Origin of the sequence: Nocardia ignorata NBRC 108230, from assembly GCF_001612905.1 — a bacterium.
Classification (GTDB): domain Bacteria; phylum Actinomycetota; class Actinomycetes; order Mycobacteriales; family Mycobacteriaceae; genus Nocardia; species Nocardia ignorata.
The window spans coordinates 16,499-36,755 of sequence record NZ_BDBI01000023.1 but is presented as its reverse complement, the minus strand read 5'-3'; the positions used below and the strand labels follow the sequence as shown (position 1 = coordinate 36,755).

Sequence of the window (20,257 nt, the reverse complement as noted above, 5' to 3'; positions counted from 1 at the left end):
TAGTTCCCGTGCGGGAACTGCCGGGGCCGTTTTCGTATCTTCGTTCCGGACTCGCTAGACTCCGAAACGTGGTCCTCTTCTTCGAGATTCTCCTCATCGCCGTGTCGATCCTCATCGGCTGGTTCGGCCTGTACGTCTTCTACCGGCTGTTCACCGAGTCATGAGCGGGCTCGCGAGCGAAGGTTCCGATCCGGCCGAGCGAGCGAGTGACGTGCAAGACGCTTCGGCACAGCGTCGCAGTGGCGACGAGGCGGTGAATGTCGCCGCCGAGCGTGCGAAGGAAACCGGGGTCCGAAACATTTCGGTCCTCGGCGGTCTCCCCATTCCCGAGGACACCGCGAATCTGCGCGAGGGTCCCGATCTGAACCACGCCATGCTCGCGTTGCTGCCCCTGGTCGGTGTGTGGCGCGGCGAGGGCGAAGGCCACCACCCCGCCGACGGCGACTACCGCTTCGGTCAACAGATCATCGTGTCCCACGACGGTGGCGACTACCTCGTCTGGGAATCGCAGACCTGGAAGCTCGACGCCGAGGGCGGCTACGACAGCCCCGACCTGCGCGAGAGCGGGTACTGGCGGGTCGGCACCGATGCCGACACCGAGATGCTCGAACTGCTGCTCACCCACAGCTCCGGCATCGTCGAACTGTTCTACGGCACCGCCCGCACCCAGTCGTCCTGGGAACTGGCCACCGACGTGGTGATCCGCAGCCAGTCCGGCGCAGTCGTCGGCGGCGCGAAACGCCTCTACGGCATCGTCGAAGGCGGCGACCTGGCCTACGTGGAAGAACGAGTCGATCCCGACGGCGCGCTCATCCCCCGCCTCTCGGCGCGCTTGCAGCGCTACATCGGCTGAGATCCCGATCGGACGCCCCGCGGTTTCGCGGGGCATTCGTCGTTTATGCGCCAGAAATGGAGCGACCCCCGAGCCATACCGTCCGTTCCGGGGAACGTGGCGGTCCCGGGTGGATAGTCCGGGGGCTCGGGGGCCGGGTGTCTGCCTGGGATTCGCTCAGCGCACCGCTGGGGAATCTCCCGCAGGGGTGCTGCTAGCGGGCAGCCACCTCACGCATCCGTTGAACATACATTCTTCAGACCACCTCCTCTCTTGTGTACCGATGAATCTATCGGGCTGTCGCGAGGTCGGCAATTGATTTTCCGAGGGGTCCTGAGCTGCGGATATCCACCGGGGACAGGCCGCTCGGCACGCGCTCAGGAAGGCTTGCGGTCGACGTGGCAGGCGCCGTTCGGGTCGACGGTGACCACGGTGTCGGCGCGATGACCTTCGGGGAGCTGATGGGTAACGACCACGACCCACCGCTCCGGGTCGACCAGCCCGCTGTCGCGGTCGAGCAGGTCGCGCAGTAACTGCTCGCCCTCGGCGGCGACGAGATGTTCGGTCGGTTCGTCGAGCAGAAGTGTGCCCGCGGGCGAGACGAGCGCGCGGGCGAGCAGCAAGCGCCTGCGCTGACCGCCGGAGACGGCCGCCGCACCCGCGGTGAGGCCGGTGCGGATCCCGTCCGGCAGGGTGTCGAGCCAGGGGCCGAGCCCGACTGCGCGCACGGCGCTTTCGGCTTCGTCCTCGGTCAGGTCGCCGCGCGCGACCCGCAGGTTCTCCAGAATCGACGTGTCGAACAGGTGCGCGTCCTCGGCGAAGAACGTGACACCGTCCAAAGGCGTGTCGAACAACCCGGCCCACGCCATCAACAGGGTCGTCTTCCCGGCGCCGCTCGGTCCGACGACGGCCACCCGGCGCCCCTCCGGCATCGGGATGCGCCCGGGCATCGGGTCGGTGACAGCTTCGGTGACGCCGAGCGAGCCGGCGGACGGTGCGCGCAGCCGGTGCAGGGCCGCGCGGGCCGTCGTGCGTGCGGTCCGCTCGTCCGGGCTCGGGGCAGGCGCGCCGAGCGGTGTGGGTGCGAGGGCGTGCAGGCGGTGCAGAGCCGCCCGGGAGGTGGTGAGGGTGGTCGCGGCGGCCGGGAGCGCGCCGACGGCCTCGAAGGCCGACAGCGGGACGAGCACGAGGACGGTCAGTGCCATCGGACTCATCCCGCCGGGCGTCCCACCGGCGGCGCCGTAGGCGACGATGCCGACCAGCAGGGCACCGAGCGCGCTGACACCGATCGACAACGGGGTCGCCGCCGCGGCCCAGGCGCTGCGCGCGGCCGCGCTGTCCTCGGCGACCACCGCGCGCGCCGCCGTCTCGTCGGCGTGGGTGAGCGCGGCATCCAGGCGACCCGCCACCCGCAATTCGGCCGCGTGGTCGAGCACGGTGAGTGCCTCGGCGGTGAATTCGGCGCGGTCGTGGCGCACCGCGCGTTCCTCGTCGCGAGCGGCCACGGCCGACAGCCACGGCGCGAGGATGCCCGAGACGGCAAGGGCCACAGCGAGAATCACCGCCGCCGGTACCGAGATGACCGCGATCAAGCCGACCGCCGCCACCGACAACACCACCGCGACGGCCACCGGAACGAATACCCGGACCACCACCGCGCCGAGATCGTCGATGTCGGCGCCCACGCGCACCAGCAGGTCTCCCCGGCGTAGTTTCCGTGCGGCCGCGCGGGTGTCGTCGGTGCGCGCGAGTTCGGTCCCGCGTCGTTCCCGCCACCACCAGATGTCGGACCGGGCGAAGGTGCGATACACCTCGGTGCGCGCCGTCGTCATCGCCCGCAACGCGACGTCGTGGGTGGCCAGCCGCTCCAGATACCGGCACACACCACGCGAGATGCCCAGCGCCCGAACGGCGGTCACCGCGACGCCGATGTGCAGCACCGGCGGCATCTGCCAGGACCGTGCGATCAACCACGCCGCCAGCGCGGCCAACGCCAAACCACTGCCGAGCGCGAGGACACCCCACGCGATCGCCACCGCGACCCGCCACGGGGACAGTCCGAGTAGCCGCCACATGTCCCGCAGATCCGTGATCACGGCGCCGCCTCCGCGCTGCGATCAGCGCGCACACGGTCCGCGCCAGGCCCGGCGGCGACTTCGATCACCACGTCCGCGGCGGCGAGCACGGTCGGCCGATGACCGACGACCACCACGGTGGCTCCCGCCGCGGCGATTTCGCGCAGCGCCGCCAGAACGCGCTGCTCGCTCTCCGCGTCGAGGTGGGCGGTCGGTTCGTCGAGAAGCAGGATCGGCCGGTGGGCGGCAAGCACCCGCGTGAGCGCGAGGCGCTGCCGCTGCCCCAGCGAGAGACCGGTGCCGCCCTGGCCGACGACGGTTTCCCAGCGTTGCGGCAGGCCGGCGAGCACCTCGTCGAATCCCGTTGCCGCGCTTGCCCGGTCGAGAAAGTCGCGCCCGTCGTCGCCGGCGCTGAGCAGGTCGACGTTCTCGCGCAGTGTGCCCGGCACCAGCACCGGCCGTTGGGGCAACCAGGCGATGCGCGCCCACCAGCTTTCCGGAGCCATGTCGCGGACATCGCGTCCGTCGACGAGCACCGCACCGCGATCGGGCTCGATCAATCCGAGAATCGCCTGCAGCGTGGTCGATTTGCCGCACCCGTTCGGTCCGGTCAGCGCGGTCACCACGCCTGGTCGCAGCTCGGCGGTCAGGTGATCGGGGGCGTTGCCCTCGCGCGCGGCGACCGTCAGCCCGCGCAGTTCGACGACCGCACCCGCCGCGCCGGGAGCCGGTGCGTCGGCCGCCTCCGACGGGCCGGCCGGGTCTGCGCGGTCGAGCACGGCGAAGGCCCTGTCGGCCGCCGCCATTCCGTCCTGGGCCGCGTGGAACTTCTCCCCCACCTGGCGCAGCGGCCAGTACACCTCCGGGGCGAGGATCAACGCGACCAGCCCCGCGTACAGGCTCATCTCGCCGTACACCAGGCGCAAGCCGATGGCCACGGCGATCAGCGCGACGCTCAGCGTCGCCAGACCCTCGAGCACCATCGAGGACAGGAAGGCCATCCGCAGCGCCTGCATCGTCCGCCTGCGCAGCGCGTCACCGAGTGCCCGCACCTGTCCCGCCATGCTCGACGACTCGTTTTCGCGCCCGAGTGCCCGCAGTGTCGGCATTCCGGCGAACAGGTCGAGGAGCTGATCCGAAAGCCGGGTGGTCGCGGCGAGCGTCGCCTCCGCCCGCCCCTGGGTGAGCAGACCTATGAGCACCATGAAGATCGGGATCAGCGGGAGGGTGATCACCGCGATCACCGCCGAGGTCGGATCGTGGAAGGCGATGACCACCAATACGATCGGCGGGACGAGGCAGGCCAGCAGCAGCGCGGGCAGATATCCGGTGTACCACCCGCGCAGGCCGCCGAGACCGTTGCCGACGACGACGGCGATCTCGGTGCGCCGCGCGTCGAGTTCCCTCGGCGTCAGCTCGGCCCCGGCCCGCAGGACGGCGGTCTCGAGTTCGGCGACCACCGCGCTGCCCGCCCGGTGCGCCAGCCTGGCCTGCCACCAGCTCGCGGCGCCGCGCACCGCGACGGCCACGGCGAGCACGACCAGTTCCGTTGTCCACGCGCCGAGCGAGCGGCTGCCGGGATCGGTGATGACGCCCGCGAGCACCCGGCCGATCATCACCGCCATGACCACGATCGTCGCCGTGATCACCAGCGCGAGCAGGACCGCGATCACCAGGTGGGGCCGCGCCGAGTGCGCGTAGCGCCACAGGCGCGGGTCGACCGGTCCGCGGCGCGGTTTGCGCGCCCCCGCGCTCGGGTCGGCCGCCGGGGTCACGCGCTCAGCCTTTGCCTTGCAGCGGCAGCCCAACCGGCGGCGGAATGTGCTCCACCCGGATCCGCTGCCGGAACACCCAGTACGTCCAGCCCTGGTAGATGATCACCACCGGTGCGGCGAAGGCGGCAGCCCAGCTCATCACCTTCAGGGTGTAGGGGGAGGAGGAGGCGTTGTCGATGCTGAGGTCGAACAGCGGGCTGATCGTCGAGGGCAGCACGTTCGGAAACATCGAGCCGACGATCAGCACCGTCACCGCGATCACCGTGACGGCGGTGCCCGCGAAGGCCCAGCCGTCCCGGCCCGCCACGGTGGCCGCACCGCTCAGCAGCAGGCCGAGCACCGTGACGCCCAGCGGCACCCAGGTCCAGCCGGCGCCGTAGGCGAGCTGGGTCCACAGTCCGAATCCGCCGACCACCAGTGTGGTCGGTACCAGCAGCGCCCGAGCGATTCGCCGTGCGTCGTCGCGGATCTCGCCGCCGGTCTTGAGCGCCAGGAAGATCGCGCCGTGCAGGGCGAAGAGGACGGCCGTGGTCAACCCACCCAGCAGGGCGTAGGGGCTGAGCAGATCCCACACCGATCCGACGACCTGGCGTTCTTCGTTCAGCGGAACCCCACGCACCATGTTGGCGAAAATCCAGCCCCAGGCGAGGGCGGGTACCCACGACCCGATGCCGATGCCGCGGTCGCACCAGGCCCGCCATTTCGGGTCGTTGATCTTGCCGCGGTATTCGATCGCGCAGATGCGCAGGATCAGCGCGACGAGCAGGACGAGCAGCGCGAGATAGAAGCCCGAGAACAGGCTCGCGTACCACTCCGGGAAAGCCGCGAACATGGCGCCCGCGGCGGTGATCAGCCACACCTCGTTGGCGTCCCAGACGGGCCCGATGGTGTTGAGCACCACGCGGCGCCGTGGATCGGAGCCCCGCCCGAGGATCGGCATCAACATGCCGACCCCGAAATCGAATCCCTCGAGCACGAAGTAGCCGGTGAACAGGACGCCGACCAGAATGAACCAGAACAGTTGCAGATCCATCGACGGCTCCTAGTACGCGAAGGACAGTTGTTCGACCGGCTCGTTCCGGTTCTCCGGTTTCTCCGATGCCGGTTTCTCGACCCCGGCGACCACGTATCGGCGGATCAAGTAGAACCACACCACCGCGAGCACAGCGTAGAGGGCGGTGAACACGATCAGTGAGAACAACACCGTGCCGGGCGAATGGCCGGAAACCGCCTGCTGCACCGTCATCCGGATGGCCGGGTCGCCGGTCGGATTGGGCGCGACCACCCACGGCTGACGCCCCATCTCGGTGAACACCCAGCCCGCGCTGTTGGCCAGGAACGGGGTGGGAATGGCGAGCAGGCTCAGCCAGGAGAACCAGCGCTGATCGGTCACTCGGCCGCCACGGGTGAGCCAGAAGCCGGCCAGCAGCAACAACACCGATCCCGCGGCCAGGCCGATCATCGCCCGGAAGGACCAGTAGGTGACGAACAGGTTCGGCCGGTAGTCGCCGGGACCGAATTCCACGTTGTAGGTCTTCTGCAGATCGACAACGCCTTCGAGGGTCACGCCGCTGAATTTGTCCTCGGCGAGGAAGGGCAGCACGTACGGGATCTTCAGCACATGGATCACGCTGTCGCAATTGTTGTGGGTGCCGACGGTGAGGACGGAGAAATCCGGGTCGGTCTCGGTGTGGCACAACGATTCCGCCGACGCCATCTTCATCGGCTGCTGCTGGAACATCAGCTTGCCCTGGACATCACCGGTGACCGCGACGGCGATCCCGGCGAGCGCGACAACGACCAGCGCGGCCCGGCCGACGGGCCGCCACACGGCGCGTGCTTCCGCGAGTTTCGCCGCGTCCCCGCTGCGCGCATTGCGCACCATCCACCAGCCTGCGACGCCGGCGACCAGGGTTCCGGCGGTGAGGAACGCACCTGCCACCGCGTGCGGGAAGGCCGCCATGGCGGTGTTGTTGGTGAGCACCGCCCAAATGCTTTCCAGCTCAGCGCGTCCGGTCTCCGGGTTGTAGCGCGCACCGACCGGATGCTGCATGAACGAGTTGGCGGCGATGATGAAGTAGGCCGAGGCGTTGACGCCGATCGCCACGATCCAGATCGTCGCCAGGTGCACCAGTTTCGGCAGCCGCGTCCAGCCGAAGATCCACAGGCCGATGAAGGTCGACTCCATGAAGAAGGCGATCAGTGCTTCCAGGGCCAGCGGCGCGCCGAAGACGTCGCCGATGAAGCGGGAGTATTCGCTCCAGTTCATGCCGAACTGGAATTCCTGCACGATGCCGGTGGCGACGCCCATGGCGAAGTTGATCAGGAACAGTTTCCCGAAGAATTTGGTGAGCCGGTACCACTTCTCGTCACCGGTGACGACCCAGGCCGTCTGCATCATGGCGATCAGTGGTGCCAGACCGATGGTGAGCGGTACGAAGACGAAGTGATAAACCGTGGTGATTCCGAACTGCCACCGGGAGATGTCCAAGGTGTCCATCCGGCCTCCATCCACTACTACGACGTCCTGTAGTAGAGAGTACGCGTACGGATACCCCTATGAAGGGTGACAACCGCCACGGCTCAGCGCAGGGGCGCGCCCACCCGCGCCCCACAGGCGCTCACCAGTCGCCGATGGTCCCCGGCCGGTCGATCCCCGCGTCGACCATGTCCATGATCTCCTGAGCATTGTCGGGCGCGGACAGCCGCACACCGTCGAGCTGATTCACCCTGGCCGCGAGCGTGACACTCGACAGCAGCCAGATGCTGTCGCAATCGAACAGGTCGGCGGTGAAGATCGACTGGTACTTGCACTCCCAGCCCTTCTTCTCCGCCACCGTGAACAGGGCCCGCTGGGTGACGCCCGGCAGCACACCGATCTTGGCGGGCGGGGTGATGAGCTGCTTGTCGCGCGCGATCACCACGGTCGAGCGCGGGCCTTCCAGCACCCGGTGTTCGGTGCTGTGGAAGATCACGTCGTCGGCGCCCATCCGCCGGGCGAACCGCAGCGCGGCCATGTTCGTCGCGTACGACAGCGTCTTCGCGCCGAGCAGCTGCCACGGCGCCGCCTGCGCCAGGTCGACCGAGATGCCACGGGCCAGCGACATCACCTTCACGCCTTCGGCACGCGCCTGCGTGACCCGCGCGGGCACCGGGGAGACGAGCACGTACGCGGTCGGTGTCGGCTCGTCGGGCACGAGACCCGAGCCGGGCACGTCGAATTCGGAATCGCGGCCGCGGGTGTAGATCAGGCGGAGCATGCCCTCTTCCTCGGCGCCCCACTCCTTGACCGCCAGCTCGACCGCGCTGCGCCATTTAGCCAGCCCCGGCTCGGGCAGTTCCAGCGCCTGGGCCGAGCGGCGCAGCCGGGCCAGGTGGAATTCCAGCGCGGTGGCCGTGCCGCCGCGCACCAATATCGTTTCGAACACACCGTCGCCTCGCAGTGCTCCGATGTCGTCGGCATAGAGCGACGGCGTGTTCGCGTCAGCGACCACACCGTCGAGTGTCACAAGAACCCGTTCTCCCATGTGACGAGCGTAGGCGTTATAGCTCTGTTATGCCTACGGCTGCCGTGGATCCGACGCGGCGCGACCGCCCACCCTCGGCGCGTGCGGGCGGACACGCCTACAGTGGTGGTGTGTCCGTGGACGTCGCCCCCAGTCCTGTTCTCCAAACCCCTGGCGCCGTCGCGGGTGCGCCGGGCTCCCCTGATGCCGCGGTCGCCTGGCACTACGGCGACCCGTTCGGCGAGCAGAAGGCCGCCGCGCAGCGCGTCGCCGTCGTCGACCGGTCGCATCGCAGTGTGTCCCGCATCACCGGCGCCGAGCGGCTGAGCTGGTTGCACACCATCACCAGCCAGCACATCGCGAACCTGCCCGACGGCCACAGCGCCGAATCACTCGACCTGGACCTCAACGGCCGCGTGCTGCACCACTTCGTGCTCACCGACCTCGACGGCACCCTCTGGCTCGACACCGAGGGCGGGCACGGCACCGAGCTGCTCGGCTTCCTGCAGAAGATGGTGTTCTGGGCCGACGCCAAGCCCGAGGCCGCCGACTTCGCCGTGCTGAGCCTGCTCGGCCCGGAGACCGACACGCTGCTTCCCGCCCTCGGCCTCGGCGAACTGCCCGGGCTGTACGCGGCCGTGGCGGTGCCCGGCGGCGGATTCCTTCGCCGGATGCCCGGCGACTCCTTCGACCTGCTCGTCCCCCGCGCCGACCTCGCCACGTGGTGGACCAAGCTCACCTCGGCCGGTGCCCGGCCGGCTGGCATGTGGGCCTACGAGGCGCTGCGCGTGGCCGCCCTCCGCCCGCGCGTCGGCGTCGACACCGACGAGCGCACCATCCCGCACGAGGCCCGCTGGATCGGTGGTGTCGAGGAGCAGGGCGCGGTGCACCTGAACAAGGGCTGCTATCGCGGCCAGGAAACCGTTGCGCGCGTGCACAACCTGGGCAAACCGCCGCGCAACCTGGTGCTGCTGCACCTCGACGGTTCCGCCGACGAACGGCCCGCCACCGGCGACGACGTGACCGCGGGCGGGCGCACCGTCGGTCGCCTCGGCACCGTCGTCGACCACTACGAGCTCGGCCCGATCGCGCTGGCCCTGATGAAACGCTCCGTCCCGGCGGGCACCGAACTGGTGGTCGGTTCCATGGCCGCCGCCATCGACCCCGACTCGGTCCCCTCGGAGGAGGGCGTGCAAGCCGGGCGCGCCGCCGTCGACCGCCTGCGTGGTCGATGAGCCGCCCGCAGTTGCGCGCCGGTGACACCGGTCGTGTCGAGGCCGTGTGCGTGGTGCACGCCGAACTCGAGATGCGCACCCGCGTGGGCCGCAGCGCCATCGACAAACGTCCGGTCGCGGGTCGCGTCGGGGTGCGCGCGCTCGGACTCGACGGCGACCACGTGTGCGACACCGTCAATCACGGCGGCGTGCACCAGGCCGTCTACGCCTACGCCGAAGAAGACGCCCTCCGCTGGGCCGAGGAACTCGACCGCGACCTGCCCGCGGGTTGGTTCGGCGAAAACCTGCGGGTGACCGGCCTACCGCTCAGCGACGCGGTGTTCGGTGCCCACTTCGCGATCGGCGACACCCTGCTCGAGGTGAGCGCTCCCCGCGTTCCGTGCGCGACCTTCCAGCAGTGGTCCGGCGAGAAGCAGTGGGTGAAACGCTTCGCCCTGCGCGCCGACACCGGCACCTACTTCCGGGTGCTCACCGAGGGGACGATCGGCGCGGGCGACGAGGTACGGGTGGTGCACGTCCCGGCCCACGGCATCACCGTGCGCGACCTGTTCACCGGCGCCGATCCCGCCCTGCTCACCCGGCTGCTCACTCAGGAACCGACCATCTCCGACGACATCCGCATGCAGATCGACCGGCACAACAGGAAACGAACCGTGGAGGTCCGCGCGTGAGTGTCGAACTGGTCGAGGTGGTGCGGTCCGGCTTCCGCGAGTGCGTGCACCGTGGGTCGGTCGTCGTGCTCGACGCCGACGGCACCCCGACCGTCGAGCTCGGTGAGGTGCACGGCCCGATCTTCCCGCGCTCGACGAACAAGCCGATGCAGGCACTCACCCTGCTGCGCAACGGCTTCGACCCCGTCGACGACGACGAACTCGCCATCACCACCGCCTCCCATTTCGGCGAGCCCGACCACATCGCCCTGGTCACCCGGCTGCTCGACCGCTTCGGCCACACCCCGGCAGACCTCGCCTGCCCACCGGACCTGCCGTTCGAGGAGAACGCCCGCGCCGCCGCCATCACCGGCGCGGGCCGCAGCCCGCTGTACATGAACTGCTCCGGCAAACACGCCGCGATGCTGGCGACCTGCGCGATCAACGACTGGCCGCGCACCGGATACCTCGACCTCGAACACCCACTGCAGCAGGCGGTTCTCGCCACCATCGCCGACGTCACCGGCGAACCCGAGACCGACCTGGGGATCGACGGCTGCGGCCTGCCGATCGTCCCCGTCTCGCTGATCAATCTGGCGCGCGCCTTCGCGGCGTTCACCACCGCCGAGCCCGGCACCGCCGAACGCCGGATCGCCGATGCCGTGCGGAGCAATCCGCGAGTGATTTCCGGCACGAACGGGCCCGATCTCCAAGCGATGTCGGCCACGCCCGGACTCTTCTGCAAAATCGGCGCCGACGGCGTGCACGCGGGTGCGCTCCCGGACGGACGCGCCTTCGCCTACAAGATCGACGACGGTCACGACCGCGCCCGAATGCCCCTGACGCTGGCGATTCTGCGCAAACTCGGCATCGATTGGACCGACGAACACACCGACCTCGCGGCCACCGCGGTCCTCGGCGGCGACGCCCGCGTGGGGGTGATCCGGGCGATCCCCGGAGTGCTCTGACACCCGTTCGACAGCTCTTCACCCACTCCTGGGAGCGCGACCGCCGGACACACGCTAAAGTGTCTGTCAGGAAGAGTATTAATTCGAACGGGGCCGCCAACAAACCCCAGGCCGCCCCGCAGTGACGCGAGGGGGTCAGCCATGGGCCGTGGCCGGGCTAAGGCAAAGCAGACCAAAGTCGCACGTGAGCTCAAGTACAGCTCCACGCCGACCGACTTCGCGAGCCTTCAGCGCGAGCTGGCGGATAGCACTCCACTCCACTCCCGAGGGAGTGGCGGCTTGCTATCCGACGAGCACGACGCGGATGATTCGCCGTCCCGTTGGAACAACGAGGACGACGACTACGACAGCTGGCGTCGCTGACCGAACGCCGGTGAAGGGGGAGGCTCGTGGTGGCCTCCCCCTTCAGCCGTTGTTCCGCGCAGCGTCGCAGGCTCGCAGCAGCAGTACGGCGAACATCCGAATACACGACGAGCGTCCTGTGTGTACACAGGACGCTCGTCGTGTTCGCCGGACTCGAGACCCCGACCTCCTCGAGGTGGCGGACCCTACCTTCTTCGGGTAGCCGCGCGGGGGCGTCGGCAAACCCCTGAACACGACAAAAGCCGGGCCGCGCGATGCGCGACCCGGCTGAGTTGTCGGACGATCAGAACCTGGGGTGGTCGCCCAGCAGCACCGCGCGCGGCGCGTCGACGTCGGCGGCCTTCTTGACCTGACCCAGTGTCCAGCAGTCGATGTGGCGGGCGGTGAGCACCGCGAGCGCGCGGTCGGCGTCCTCGGGGGCGACGATCGCGACCATGCCGACGCCCATGTTGAACGTCTTCTCCATCTCGAGCCGTTCGACCCGGCCGCGCTGGGCGATCATCTTGAACACCGGCGCCGGGTTCCAGGTGCCGCGATCCAGTTCGGCGACCAGGCCGGCGGGCAGCACGCGCGCCAGATTGGCGGCCAGACCGCCACCGGTGACGTGCGAGAAGGTGCGCACATCGGTTTCGGCGATCAGCGCCAGGCAGTCCTTGGCGTAGATGCGGGTCGGCTCGAGCAGTTCCTCACCGAGGGTGCGGCCGAATTCCTCGACGTGCCCGGTGAGCGACATGCGGTCGATGTCGAGCAGCACCTTGCGGGCAAGGCTGTAGCCGTTGGAGTGCAGACCCGAGGAGCCCATCGCGATGACGACGTCGCCCGGGCGCACCCGGTCGGGGCCGAGCACGGAGTCGGCTTCGACCACGCCGACGCCGGTGGCCGACAGGTCGTAGTCGTCGGGGTCCATCAGCCCGGGGTGTTCGGCGGTTTCGCCGCCGAGCAGCGCGCAGCCCGCCTTGATGCAGCCTTCGGCGATGCCGGAGACCAGTTCGGCGACCTTCTCCGGGACGACCTTGCCGATGGCGATGTAGTCCTGCAGGAACAGCGGTTCGGCGCCGCACACCACCAGGTCGTCGACGACCATGGCGACCAGGTCGAGCCCGACGGTGTCGTGCTTGTCGAGCGCCTGGGCGACGGCGATCTTGGTGCCCACGCCGTCGGTGGAGGCGGCGAGCAACGGCTCCCGGTACCCACCCTTGAGCGCGAACAGCCCGGCAAATCCGCCGATCCCACCCTGCACCTCGGGTCGGCTGGCCTTCTTCGCCAATGGTCCGAACAATTCGACGGCGCGGTCACCGGCTTCGATGCTCACGCCCGCGGCGGCGTAGGAAGCGCCTGCACCGCTGGGTGTCTGTTCAGTCATTGTGGGGAAAGCTCCAAACCGAATCGGCGGATAGATGCCCATCAACTCTAAGTGATCCACCCGCCCCTCCGTCGTGCGGCTCCTCGCTCCTTACTCACCGACGTGACCGACGTCCTGGTCGAATCGCAATCACCACGCTCCAGTGGCGGGATCTCGGGCTGAAATCCGCCATCAGAGCGTGGTGATCGTGTGTCCAGGTCGGGGCGGACCGGTCAGCCCGCGAGTTCGGTGCGGCGGCGGCGTTGTTCGACCGGGTCGGGGACGGGAACGGCCGCGACGAGCCGGCGGGTGTAGTCGTGCCGGGGATTGCGCAGGATCTGTTCGTTGTCGCCTTCCTCGACGCAGATTCCGTCGCGCAGCACCATGATCCGGTCGGCCAGCTGGTCGACGACGGCGAGGTCGTGGCTGATGAACAGGCACGCCCAGCCGCAGCCGCGCTGCAGTTCGGCGAACAGCTCGAGCACCGCGGCCTGCACCGACACGTCCAAGGCGCTGGTCGGTTCGTCGGCGACGAGCAGGTCGGGGTCGAGGACGAGGGCACGGGCCAGGCTGGCCCGCTGACGCTGCCCGCCGGACAGTTCGTGCGGGTACCGGTTCTCGGTGCCCGCGGGCAGGTGCACGTCGTCGAGCATGTGCCGCACCCGTTCCCGAATGCTCGCCTTGTCACCGACCCCGTGTACCAGCAGCGGTTCGGCGACGCATTCGCCGACGGTCATCCGTGGATTGAGCGAGCCCGCCGGGTCCTGGAACACGAACCCGAAGCGTCGCCGGATCGGCCGCAGCTTGCGCGGGGACAGGCCCGCGATGTCCTGGCCACGGATCAGCACGTGCCCTTCGGTCGGCCGTTGCAGGGCGGCGACGCACCGCCCGATGGTCGACTTGCCCGAGCCCGATTCGCCGACCAGACCGAGGGTCTCCCCCGGCCGGATCTGCAGGCTCACCTTGTCGACGGCCCGGAACGGCGGCCTGCCGAACGGTCCGGGGAACGTGACGACCAGATCGCGCACGTCGAGCACCGGCTCGACGGTCCGGTCCGGCTCCGGTCGCGCCGTCGCCGACCCCAGGTGCGGCACCGCGTCGAGCAGCGCCCGCGTGTACTCGGCCTTCGGACTGGCGAACAGCTCGTGCACCGGCGCCTGTTCGACCACCTCGCCCGCGCGCATCACCACCACCCGGTCGGCCAGATCGGCGACGACACCCATGTTGTGGGTGATGAGCACGATCGCGCTGCCGAGCCGGTCGCGCAGGTCGCGCAGCAGTTCGAGGATCTCGGCCTGCACCGTCACGTCGAGCGCGGTGGTCGGTTCGTCGGCGATGATCACCTTCGGTTCGCACGAGATGGCGATGGCGATCATCACGCGCTGCTTCTGCCCGCCCGACAGCTGGTGCGGGTAATAGTCGACCCGGTGCTCCAGATCGGGCAGCCCGACCAGGCGCAGCAATTCGACGGCCTTGGCCTTGGCGTCCTTCCGGCTCATCCCGCTGTGCGCCCGCAGCGCTTCGCAGATCTGGAACCCGACGGTGAACAGTGGGTCGAGCGCCCGGGCAGGCTCCTGGAACACCATCGACACCGCACCGCCGCGCAGGGCGGTGAGCTGCTTCTCGGTCATCGACGTGACCGGTCGGTCGCCGATCGTCACCAGACCGCGCACCGACGCGGACTGCGGCAGCAGCCCGATCGCGGTGCGTGAACTCACCGACTTGCCCGACCCGGACTCGCCGACGATGGCGAGCACCTCACCGGGGAACACCTCGTAGGACACATCGCGTACCGCGTGCACCGGGCCCGCATCGGTCGTGAAGGTGACCGACAGGCCCGAAACGGCCAGTGCGGCAGTCTTCTCACTCATCGACGGACTCCTTCGAAGTGACCGCACGCCTGGTACGCAGCAACGGATTCAGCGATTCGTCGAGGCTTTCCCCGACCAGGGTCATGCCGAGTACCACGAGCACGATGGCGGTGCCGGGGAAGATGGAGGTCCACCAGATCCCGTTGGACACATCGTTGAGCGCCTTGTTCAGGTCGTAACCCCATTCGGCTGCCTGGGTCGGTTCGATGCCGAACCCGAGGAAGCCGAGCGCGGCGAGGGTGAGGATGGCATCGGCCGCGTTGATGGTGACGATCACCGGCAGCGACCCGGTGACATTGGACATGATGTGGCGGAACATGATTCGTGCCGTCGACGCGCCGGTCACCCGAGCGGCGTCCACGTACGGTTCCGTCTTCACCGCCACCGTCGCATTGCGCACCACCCGGAAGTACTGCGGCACATACACAACGGTGATCGCGATCGCCGCCGACAACATGCCGCCCAAGCTGCTCGACGTGCCGCCCGCGATGACGATGGAGACGACGATGGCGAGCAGCAGCGACGGGAACGCGTAGATCGCGTCCATCACCATCACCAGCACCCGGTCGACCCACCGGCCCACATAACCCGACAGCAACCCGAGCGGCACCCCGATCAGCAGCGACAGCGTCACCGCGATCGCGATGACGAGCAGCGCGGTGCGGGCGCCGAACAGCACCCGCGACAGCACGTCCTCACTGCGCACCGAGGTACCGAACCAGTGCTCGGCCGACGGACCCTGCTGTGACGCGAAAGCCACACCGTCGGAAGTGTTCTGCGCCAGATCGTAGGGTGCGAGCAGCGGCGCGAACGCCGCGACGAGCACGAACCCGGCTACCAGCACCAGCCCGGTGACGAGGGTGACCCGCTGCATCCCAACCGTTTTCGACAACACTTCGGCGCCGGGCAGCCTGCGTTTCGTGACTGCCATCAGAACCTCACCCTCGGATCGATCAGTGCGACAACGGCATCCACCAGGAAACTCATCACCGCGACGAGCAGCGCGATGAACGCCACGATGCCCTGCACCGCGATGAAGTCACGGGCCCGCAGGTACTCGGCGAGCTGATAGCCGAGGCCCTTCCATTCGAACGTGGTCTCGGTGAGCACCGCGCCGCCGAGCATCATCGCGATGCACATGCCCATCACCGTGATGATCGGGATGAGCGCGTTGCGCACCGCGTGCCGCCCGGTGACCACGCGCGAGGACAACCCGCGCGCCCGCGCCGCCTCGACATAGTCGCTGCGCAGGGTCTGGATGAGGTTCACCCGGACCAGCCGCAGGAAGATGCCGCCGGTGAGCAGGCCGAGCGCCACCGCGGGCAGCACCGCGTGTTCGAGCACGTCGAGCACATAGGACGGTTCGCCGTAGAGGATCGAATCGATGAACAGGATGTTCGTCTTCGGCGATACGTGCTGCAGCGCCAGCTCCACATCCGTACTTGCCCGGCCACCGACCGGGAACCAGCCCAGCCACACCGAGAACACCAGCTTCAACAGCATGCCGACGAAGAACACCGGCGCCGCGTAGGCGAGCACCGCCGAGAACCGCAGCACCGCGTCGGCGGGCGTATCCCGGTGTGTCGCAGCGTATCTGCCCAGCGGGATACCCACCGCGAACGCGACGAGCAGTCCCCAGAACACCAGCTCGAAGGTGGCCGCACCGTAGGTGACGACCACATCGGCGATGGCCTCGTTGTCCTGGGTCCGACCGAAGTCGCCGCGCAGGAACCCGGTGATGTACTCCCAGTACTGGGTCAGGATCGGCCGGTTCAGCCCGGCCGCGTCCTTGCGTTCCTCGATCTGCTCCTGGGTCAGCCGGCCACCCATGGCCGCGCTGATGGGGTCACCGATCACCCGCATCAGGAAAAACACCACTGTCACCAGCAACCACGCGGTCGGCACGATCAGCAGGAGCCGGATCAGCAGGTACCGCAGCAAAGCCACCTGGCGGGAACCCCCGCCGCGCATCCACCCGAAACGTCGCGCCCGGACCGGTGATCCGGGCGCGACGGGAACGTCACTCACTTGCTCAGTACCGTGAACCGGAACTTGAAGGAGCCGTCGAGGGTTTCATCCACACCGGTCACACCGGGCTTGGACACCGCGACCTGCTTGCCCGAGAGCAGCGGCAGCGTCGGCAGGTGGTTCTGCGCCAGATCGGCCTGGATCTTCTCGAGCAGCTCAACCCGCTTGACCGGGTCGGCTTCGGTGAGCTCGGCGGTCAGCTGGGCGTTGATGCCCGGGTTCTCGAAATGCGACTGCAGGAAGTTGTTCGGGCCGAAGAACGGTGCCAGGTAGTTGTCGCCGTCCGGAAAGTCCGGGTACCAGCCGAACTGGTACATCGGGTAGCCGTCGGAGGCGCGTTCCTTCTGGTAGGTGACCCATTCGGTGGACTGCAGGTTCACCTTGAACAGGCCCGACGCCTCGAGCTGGGACTTGACCGCGGCGTACTCCTCCGAGGAGCTGGAGCCGTAGTGGTCGGGGTTGTACTGCAGGTTCAGCGTCACCGGGGTGGCCACGCCCGCGTCGGCGAGGAACTTCGCCGCCTTGTCCTTGTCGGGTTTGGCGCCGTAGAGGTCCTTCAACGGCTCGGCCGCGCCGATCATGCCCTGCGGCACATAGCCGTACGCGGGCTGGTAGGTGCCCTTGTACACACCGGCGGCCAGCGCCTCGCGGTCCACCGAGGACGCCATCGCCTTGCGCACGGCCAGCTTCTGCTCGGGCGTGTTGCCCGGCATGGTGTTCATGTTGAACACGATGTAGCGCAGCTCGCCGCCGGGCCCGTCGGTGACCTTCACCTTGGAATCGGCGCGCAGGCTGTCGATATCGGTCGGCGTGAAGGAGCGGTAGCCGACGTCGATGGCGCCGTTCTGCAGGTCGAGCTTCAGGTTGTCGGAGGTGGCGTAGTACTTGGTCGAGACCGAGTCGTTCTTCGGCTTGCCGAGGATGCCGGTGTAGTCGGCGTTGGCCTTGTACTCGACCAGCTTGTTCTTGTCGTAGGTGCTGATCGTGTAGGGGCCCGAATAGCCCTTGGCGGCAACGACTTCCTCATCGGTGGCGACCTTGTCGGCCGGGAAGACCTTCTCGTCGACGATGGGTCCGGCCTGGGTGGGCAGGATCGTCGGGAAGGTCTGATCGTTGGCGACCTTCAACGTGAACGCGACGGTGAGATCGTCGACCACATCGGTCTTGTCGAGGTTGCCGAGCAGCGCGGCGGGACCGTGCGGGTCGTTGATCGCGACCATGCGGTCGAAGGAGAACTTGACGCTCTTGGCGGTCAACGGATTACCGTTGGCGAATTTCAGACCGGATTTGATCTTGCAGGTATACACCGTCGGTGCGGTGAATTCGCATTTCTCCGCCGCGTCCGGCTTGGGCGTGGTATCGCCGGGCGCGAAGTTCAGCAGATACGAATAGATCTGGTTCTCCACGAGCAGCGACCCGTTGTCGTAGGCCGCGGCCGGGTCGAGGGCGAAGATCTTGTCCGTGGTGCCGACGACCAGCCCCGCGCCGGAGCCCGCGTCATCGGTGCGTCCCGACCCACAGGCCGCAAGCGAGGCGGCGACAACAGCCGCAACACCCACTGCGGCAGCTTGTTTCGCGCGATTCTTGCGAGCGCTCTTTGCACTGTTCAACATCAGATCCCATTCTCGAACGCCGCGATGTCGCCGCACCCGGATCACGGGAGCGGCGACGACGCGGTGAGCTAGCGATATAACGAGGGACCGTACAGGCGAACCATTACCGCCCAGTTTCAAATCGAGCGAAAAATTACGCGGATGTTATGAACAAATCTTACGTAATTCGGATAGGCCGGAAAATTGTAGGTACACAACACAAAAGGGACCGATCAGGTTTATCCTGACCGGTCCCTGGCGCGAGGAGGTTATGGGCGGCTGAGCGCGTCGACGTTCACATTGCCGCCGAGCAGCGCGGCCTCGGACTGGCCCGACAGCATCCCCTCGAGCACGTTCTTGCCGATGGCGGCCTCCTGCGGCAGCTCGATCGGGTACTCGCCGGTGAAGCAGGCGGTGCACAGCCGCGAGGCGGGCTGTTCGGTCGCCGCGATCATGCCCTCGGTGGAGATGTAACCCAGCGAGTCGGCACCGATGGAGCGGCGCACGTTCTCGACCATCGCCTCGTAGCTGTCGTCCGAACCGCCGGCGCCGTTGGCGATGAGCTCCGCGCGCGAGGCGAAGTCGATGCCGTAGAAGCACGGCCACTTCACCGGCGGCGACGCGATGCGCACATGGATCTCGAGCGCACCGGCCTCGCGCAGCATCCGGATCAGGGCGCGCTGAGTGTTGCCGCGCACGATGGAGTCGTCGACGACGATGAGCCGCTTGCCACGGATCACCTCGCGCAGCGGGTTGAGCTTGAGCCGGATACCGAGCTGACGGATCGTCTGGCTCGGCTGGATGAAGGTGCGGCCCACATAGGCGTTCTTCATCAGACCCTGGCCGTACGGAATGCCGGAGCCCTGGGCGTAGCCGACCGCGGCGGGCGTGCCCGACTCGGGCACCGGGATCACCAGGTCGGCCTCGACCGGGTTCTCCTTGGCCAGCTTGCGGCCGATCTCCACGCGGGTGGAATGCACCGAACGACCCGCGATGGTGGTGTCCGGCCGCGCGAGATACACGTATTCGAAGACGCAGCCCTTGGGTTCGGGGTTGGCGAAGCGCAGCGAGCGCACACCGTCGGAGTCGATGGCGAGCAGCTCACCCGGTTCGATCTCGCGGACGAAGGCGGCGCCGACGATGTCGAGCGCGGCGGTCTCCGAGGCGACGACCCACCCGCGATCGAGGCGGCCGAGCACCAGCGGACGCACACCGTGCGGGTCGCGCGCGGCGTAGAGGGTGTGCTCGTCCATGAACGTCAGGCAGAAGGCGCCGCGCAGTTGCGGCAGCAGTTCCATCGCGGCCTGCTCGATGCTCGAGTCCGCCGAGGCGTGCGCGAGCAGCGCGGTGACGATGTCGGAGTCGGAGGTGGCGCCGGTCATCTGCGGGCGGCCGTTCACCACACCCGCACCGATCAGGCCGAGTTCGCGTGCGCGCCCGGCCAATTCGGCGGTGTTCACCAGGTTGCCGTTGTGGCCCAGCGCCAGGCCGGAGCCGACGGCGGTGGTGCGGAAGATGGGCTGGGCGTTCTCCCAGGTGACGCCACCGGTGGTGGAGTAGCGGCAATGGCCCACGGCGATATGGCCGGGCATCGCGCCGAGTGTCTGCTCGTCGAAGACCTGGGATACCAGGCCGAGATCCTTGAAGACCAGGATCTGGGAGCCGTCGGAGACCGCGATACCGGCCGCCTCCTGTCCGCGATGCTGCAGCGCGTACAGGCCGTAGTAGGTGAGTTTGGCCACGTCCTCGTCGGGAGCCCAGACGCCGAAGACGCCACACTCCTCGCGAGGCTCGTTCTCGGGCTCGTCGGAAATGGCGGATGTTGTGTCGATCGTCGGATCGGCGTCGGTCACCGTTTGCTCCCTGTTCGGGCGGGCTGGGGGCACTCGTCAGTCTACGGGTGAATCGCCGATGCGTACCACGGGTGCTCGCATCCCGGCAGCAATCTCCGCGCGGAACACCCTGATCGGCCGCGTGGAGCTGTTACCGTGCCGGTTGTGACGACGGACGACAGCGCAGA

16 protein-coding genes are annotated in these 20,257 nt (G+C 68.3%); 5 read left to right on the top strand and 11 right to left on the bottom strand.

Going from position 1 to position 20,257, the window contains the following annotated elements:
• Nucleotides 1–160: 160 nt before the first annotated feature.
• Nucleotides 161–853, top strand: a complete 693-nt coding sequence (locus tag NI2_RS18625; protein ID WP_067492340.1) for a heme-binding beta-barrel domain-containing protein — start codon at nt 161–163, stop codon at nt 851–853.
• Between the two features lie 356 nt (nt 854–1,209).
• On the opposite strand, the gene cydC is transcribed toward NI2_RS18625, so the two are convergent.
• The 5 genes from cydC to NI2_RS18600 all read right to left on the bottom strand — a co-directional run bounded on the left by cydC (nt 1,210) and on the right by NI2_RS18600 (nt 8,209).
• Nucleotides 1,210–2,907, bottom strand: coding sequence for a thiol reductant ABC exporter subunit CydC (gene cydC, locus NI2_RS18620; RefSeq protein ID WP_067492557.1), 1,698 nt, complete (start codon nt 2,905–2,907; stop codon nt 1,210–1,212).
• Nucleotides 2,908–2,924: 17 nt separating this feature from the next.
• A complete protein-coding gene (gene cydD / locus NI2_RS18615; protein WP_067492339.1) occupies nt 2,925–4,682 on the bottom strand; it encodes a thiol reductant ABC exporter subunit CydD in 1,758 nt (585 codons plus the stop codon).
• A gap of 4 nt (nt 4,683–4,686) precedes the next feature.
• Nucleotides 4,687–5,715, bottom strand: a complete 1,029-nt coding sequence (gene cydB, locus NI2_RS18610; RefSeq protein WP_067492338.1) for a cytochrome d ubiquinol oxidase subunit II — start codon at nt 5,713–5,715, stop codon at nt 4,687–4,689.
• 9 nt (nt 5,716–5,724) lie between these two features.
• On the bottom strand, nt 5,725–7,182 hold the full coding sequence (locus NI2_RS18605; RefSeq protein ID WP_067492337.1) for a cytochrome ubiquinol oxidase subunit I: 1,458 nt from the start codon (nt 7,180–7,182) through the stop codon (nt 5,725–5,727).
• A gap of 121 nt (nt 7,183–7,303) precedes the next feature.
• Nucleotides 7,304–8,209 carry an aminodeoxychorismate lyase gene (locus tag NI2_RS18600; protein WP_067492336.1) on the bottom strand — a complete coding sequence of 302 codons (906 nt, stop codon included), beginning with the start codon at nt 8,207–8,209 and terminating at the stop codon, nt 7,304–7,306.
• Nucleotides 8,210–8,319: 110 nt separating this feature from the next.
• On the opposite strand from NI2_RS18600, the gene ygfZ reads away from it, so the two are divergent.
• From ygfZ to NI2_RS33175, 4 genes are all read left to right on the top strand, one after another.
• Nucleotides 8,320–9,423 (top strand): CAF17-like 4Fe-4S cluster assembly/insertion protein YgfZ, encoded by a 1,104-nt coding sequence (ygfZ, locus tag NI2_RS18595; protein WP_067492335.1) that lies wholly within the window; start codon nt 8,320–8,322, stop codon nt 9,421–9,423.
• Entirely contained in the window at nt 9,420–10,094 is a 675-nt protein-coding gene (locus NI2_RS18590; RefSeq protein WP_067492334.1) for an MOSC domain-containing protein, read from the top strand. Before ygfZ ends, NI2_RS18590 begins: the two co-directional genes overlap by 4 nt.
• Complete coding sequence (locus NI2_RS18585; protein WP_067492333.1) at nt 10,091–11,041, top strand: asparaginase; 951 nt, start codon at nt 10,091–10,093, stop codon at nt 11,039–11,041. Before NI2_RS18590 ends, NI2_RS18585 begins: the two co-directional genes overlap by 4 nt.
• 141 nt (nt 11,042–11,182) lie before the next feature.
• Nucleotides 11,183–11,404: a DUF3073 domain-containing protein gene (locus tag NI2_RS33175; RefSeq protein ID WP_084457250.1), complete on the top strand. Its 222-nt coding sequence runs from the start codon at nt 11,183–11,185 to the stop codon at nt 11,402–11,404.
• A 283-nt stretch (nt 11,405–11,687) separates the two neighbouring features.
• Here the strand turns inward: NI2_RS33175 and purM are convergent, their stop codons facing one another.
• The 6 genes from purM to purF all read right to left on the bottom strand — a co-directional run bounded on the left by purM (nt 11,688) and on the right by purF (nt 20,090).
• Nucleotides 11,688–12,767: a phosphoribosylformylglycinamidine cyclo-ligase gene (gene purM / locus NI2_RS18580; protein WP_067492332.1), complete on the bottom strand. Its 1,080-nt coding sequence runs from the start codon at nt 12,765–12,767 to the stop codon at nt 11,688–11,690.
• A 212-nt stretch (nt 12,768–12,979) separates the two neighbouring features.
• Nucleotides 12,980–14,617: an ABC transporter ATP-binding protein gene (locus NI2_RS18575; protein ID WP_067492331.1), complete on the bottom strand. Its 1,638-nt coding sequence runs from the start codon at nt 14,615–14,617 to the stop codon at nt 12,980–12,982.
• Complete coding sequence (locus NI2_RS18570; protein WP_067492330.1) at nt 14,610–15,548, bottom strand: ABC transporter permease; 939 nt, start codon at nt 15,546–15,548, stop codon at nt 14,610–14,612. The genes NI2_RS18575 and NI2_RS18570 overlap by 8 nt, the downstream gene beginning before the upstream one ends.
• Entirely contained in the window at nt 15,548–16,588 is a 1,041-nt protein-coding gene (locus NI2_RS18565) for an ABC transporter permease (RefSeq protein ID WP_067492329.1), read from the bottom strand. Before NI2_RS18565 ends, NI2_RS18570 begins: the two co-directional genes overlap by 1 nt.
• 53 nt (nt 16,589–16,641) lie before the next feature.
• Nucleotides 16,642–18,258, bottom strand: a complete 1,617-nt coding sequence (locus NI2_RS18560; protein ID WP_084476520.1) for an ABC transporter substrate-binding protein — start codon at nt 18,256–18,258, stop codon at nt 16,642–16,644.
• Nucleotides 18,259–18,506: 248 nt separating this feature from the next.
• The gene (gene purF / locus NI2_RS18555) at nt 18,507–20,090 is read right to left on the bottom strand and encodes an amidophosphoribosyltransferase (protein WP_067492328.1); all 1,584 of its coding nucleotides are present in this window, start codon (nt 20,088–20,090) and stop codon (nt 18,507–18,509) included.
• Nucleotides 20,091–20,257 lie beyond the last annotated feature (167 nt).

What these genes read in the sequence shown, in the direction of transcription:
- NI2_RS18625 (WP_067492340.1), top strand. Translation starts at nt 161, where the DNA reads ATGAGCGGGCTCGCGAGCGAAGGTTCCGATCCGGCCGAGCGAGCGAGT.
- cydC (WP_067492557.1), bottom strand. Translation starts at nt 2,907, where the DNA reads ATGTGGCGGCTACTCGGACTGTCCCCGTGGCGGGTCGCGGTGGCGATC.
- cydB (WP_067492338.1), bottom strand. Translation starts at nt 5,715, where the DNA reads ATGGATCTGCAACTGTTCTGGTTCATTCTGGTCGGCGTCCTGTTCACC.
- NI2_RS18605 (WP_067492337.1), bottom strand. Translation starts at nt 7,182, where the DNA reads ATGGACACCTTGGACATCTCCCGGTGGCAGTTCGGAATCACCACGGTT.
- NI2_RS18600 (WP_067492336.1), bottom strand. Translation starts at nt 8,209, where the DNA reads ATGGGAGAACGGGTTCTTGTGACACTCGACGGTGTGGTCGCTGACGCG.
- NI2_RS18590 (WP_067492334.1), top strand. Translation starts at nt 9,420, where the DNA reads ATGAGCCGCCCGCAGTTGCGCGCCGGTGACACCGGTCGTGTCGAGGCC.
- NI2_RS33175 (WP_084457250.1), top strand. Translation starts at nt 11,183, where the DNA reads ATGGGCCGTGGCCGGGCTAAGGCAAAGCAGACCAAAGTCGCACGTGAG.
- purM (WP_067492332.1), bottom strand. Translation starts at nt 12,767, where the DNA reads ATGACTGAACAGACACCCAGCGGTGCAGGCGCTTCCTACGCCGCCGCG.
- NI2_RS18575 (WP_067492331.1), bottom strand. Translation starts at nt 14,617, where the DNA reads ATGAGTGAGAAGACTGCCGCACTGGCCGTTTCGGGCCTGTCGGTCACC.
- NI2_RS18570 (WP_067492330.1), bottom strand. Translation starts at nt 15,548, where the DNA reads ATGGCAGTCACGAAACGCAGGCTGCCCGGCGCCGAAGTGTTGTCGAAA.
- NI2_RS18565 (WP_067492329.1), bottom strand. Translation starts at nt 16,588, where the DNA reads ATGCGCGGCGGGGGTTCCCGCCAGGTGGCTTTGCTGCGGTACCTGCTG.
- NI2_RS18560 (WP_084476520.1), bottom strand. Translation starts at nt 18,258, where the DNA reads ATGTTGAACAGTGCAAAGAGCGCTCGCAAGAATCGCGCGAAACAAGCT.